The sequence below is a fragment of the Sphingomonas bacterium genome (assembly GCF_903644055.1).
In the GTDB taxonomy this organism is placed as follows: Bacteria; Pseudomonadota; Alphaproteobacteria; order Sphingomonadales; family Sphingomonadaceae; genus Sphingomonas_I.
The window spans coordinates 1-2601 of the sequence record NZ_CAHJXD010000006.1; the positions used below are offsets into that span (position 1 = coordinate 1).

3 protein-coding genes are annotated in these 2601 nt (G+C 69.7%); all 3 read right to left on the reverse strand.

Annotated elements, in window-relative coordinates; all coding sequences use genetic code 11:
• The coding region (locus tag HUU94_RS00240) for a cytochrome c biogenesis CcdA family protein (RefSeq protein ID WP_302480166.1) at positions 1 to 425 on the reverse strand (425 nt) is incomplete at its 3' end.
• Positions 426 to 495: 70 nt separating this feature from the next.
• Entirely contained in the window at positions 496 to 1803 is a 1308-nt protein-coding gene (locus HUU94_RS00245; protein ID WP_174273132.1) for an ABC transporter ATP-binding protein, read from the reverse strand.
• 25 nt (positions 1804 to 1828) lie between these two features.
• A partial coding sequence (locus HUU94_RS00250) for an ABC transporter permease subunit (RefSeq protein WP_174273133.1) occupies positions 1829 to 2601 on the reverse strand: 773 nt, incomplete at its 5' end.

A 2601-nucleotide genomic window follows, 5' to 3' on the forward strand; every position in this document is an offset into this window, starting at 1 on the left:
AGCACCGGCCCCGCGCACGGCGCCCAGAGCAGGCCGGTGGCGACGCCGAGCAGCAGCGAGGCGGCGAAGCTCGACGCGGCGCTCTGTCCGCCGGTCGCCGATTGCGACAGCCGCGAGCCCAGCGCCACCAGCGGCCGCGTGACCCGGTCGGCGATCGACGGGAAGAGCAGCAGGATACCGAACAGCGCGAGGATGACGAGCGCCGCCGTCCGGCCATAGCTGTTGGCCTGCACCGCCCAGCCGCCGCCCACCGCCGCCAGCGTCGCGACGCTGGCGAAGGTGACCGCCATGCCCAGCAGCAATGGCAGGCCGCTGCGCACGAACGGCTGATCGGCGCGCGCGAAGACGAACGGCAGCACCGGCAGGATGCACGGGCTCAGGATGGTGAGCACGCCGCCGAGATAGGATAGCAGGAACAGGATCATCGGGCGGTTTTAGCCTGGCCGGGCGCGAAGCGGCAGCGGAATGTCCGACGCGATGAGGTGCGCGCAGAGGTCACACCGCATCCTCCAGGCTGAAGCGGTCGCTATCCTCGTCATAGGCGAACGCCTCGGCGTAACGCCCCCAGAGCGTGACCGTCCTGAGCGTCTCCTCGGCATAATCGGGGGACATATGATCCTCCAGCTCGTCGCGGAATCGGCGCGCGGGCGCGGTATGGCCGGCGCGCTCGTCGAGGATGCGCCGGATATGCTGGGCGAGCGGGACATGCGCAAGCAAAGCCTGCGCGAACAGCGCCTTGCGCCCGTCCACGTCCGCCTGGGCATAGCGCCGCGCGGGCGGCGTCAGCATGATGTTCGCGCCCTGCAATTCGGCGAAGCGCAGGAGCTGGAGCGTCTCGGCCATCGGGAAAAGATCGTCGATCTCGAGCTGGAGCTGGTCGGCGAGATCGGCCATCGCGGCGCGGCCGTTGAACGGGTTCGAATCCACCTCCTCGATCATGCCGGCCAGCGCGTTGGTAGAGACGCGGGGCAGCACCATCGAGATGCCGGTCCCGGGAAACAGCCCGTCGCGCGCCGGCGCCGAGGGCGCGCGCGCCGTCATCCGCGCGTAGATGTTGTCGACCAGCGCGCGGAACGCCGGGTCCAGCCGGTCGCGCGGCTGCGGCAGCTCGACCTTGATCTCGGCGGCCACGCGCCCCGGATTGGACGAGAAGACCAGGATGCGGTCGCACATCAGCACCGCCTCCTCGATGTTGTGCGTGACGATCAGGATCGACTTGATCGGCATCCGCCCTTCGGACCAGAGATCGAGCAGATCGGTGCGCAGCGTCTCCGCCGTCAGCACGTCGAGCGCCGAGAAGGGCTCGTCCATCAGCAGAACCGAGGGATTGACGACGATCGCGCGCGCGAGCCCGACGCGCTGGCGCATTCCGCCCGACAATTCCTTGGGATAGGCGTTCTCGAAACCGTCGAGGCCGATCAGGTCGATCGCGGCGAGCGCGCGCGTCCGCCGTTCGTCGGGCGGCACGCGCTGCGCCTCGAGGCCGAGCTCGACATTCTGGAGCACGGTCAGCCATGGAAACAGCGCGAAGGTCTGGAAGACCATCGCCACCGAGGGCGCGGCGCCGGTCTCGTCGGGCAGGAACAGCACGTCGCCCTGGCTGGGACGGATCAGCCCCGCGATCGAGCGCAGCAGCGTCGACTTGCCGGATCCCGAGCGGCCGAGCAGGCCGACGACCTCCTTCTCGGCGAGCGTGAGGTTGACGTCCTCCAGCACGGGCACTGCGCCGGAGGCGTTGCCGTAGAAGTGGCGCAGGCCCGATACCTGGACGAGGGGGCGGGCCGTGGGGATCAGCGTTGCCATGAGGGCGTCTCCGGATCGAACAAGGTCAGGCGAGGCGCAGGCGGCGTTCGGCAAAGGCGTACATCGGCCGCCAGACGAGGCGGTTGAACGCGATCACGAACATCGCCATCACCGCGATGCCGAGGGCGACGCGCGGATAATCGCCCGCCGCCGTCGCCTTGGCGATGAAGCTGCCGAGCCCGTGCGCCTCGAGGCGCTGGTCGCCCCACGACACCGCCTCCGCGACGATGCTGGCGTTCCATGACCCGCCCGACGCGGTCAGCGCGCCGGTGACATAATAAGGAAAGACGCCGGGCAGCGCCACCTGCCGCCACCATTGCCGGCCGCGCACCCCGAACATGCCCGCCGCCTCGCGCAGGTCGGTCGGGATCGCGCTCGCGCCGGCGATGACGTTGAACAATATATACCATTGCGTGCCGAGCACCATCAGCGGCGACAGCCAGATATCGGGCGACAGCCGCCAGTGCAGGATCGCGATCACCGCGAACGGGAACAAGACGTTGGCGGGAAAGGCCGCGAGGAATTGCGCGACGGGCTGCAACCGCTCGGCCCATTTAGGGTTGAGGCCGATCCACACCCCGATCGGCACCCACACCAGGCTGGCGAGCGCGATCAGTACGATGACGCGCAGCATCGTCAGGCAGGCGAGGCCGAGCGCCGTGCCGACTTCCCCCAGGCTGAGCGTGGCGAGGATATAGCCCGCCGCCTGCCATAGCGCCCAGGCAACCGCGCCGAGCACGGCCGCGCGCCACAGCCAATCGCCGGCCCGGCCGCGCGGCCGATCGTGCGTCGCGCGCG

Excerpts from the sequence above, each read along its gene's own strand:
- HUU94_RS00245 (WP_174273132.1), bottom strand. The coding sequence starts at position 1,803 with ATGGCAACGCTGATCCCCACGGCCCGCCCCCTCGTCCAGGTATCGGGC.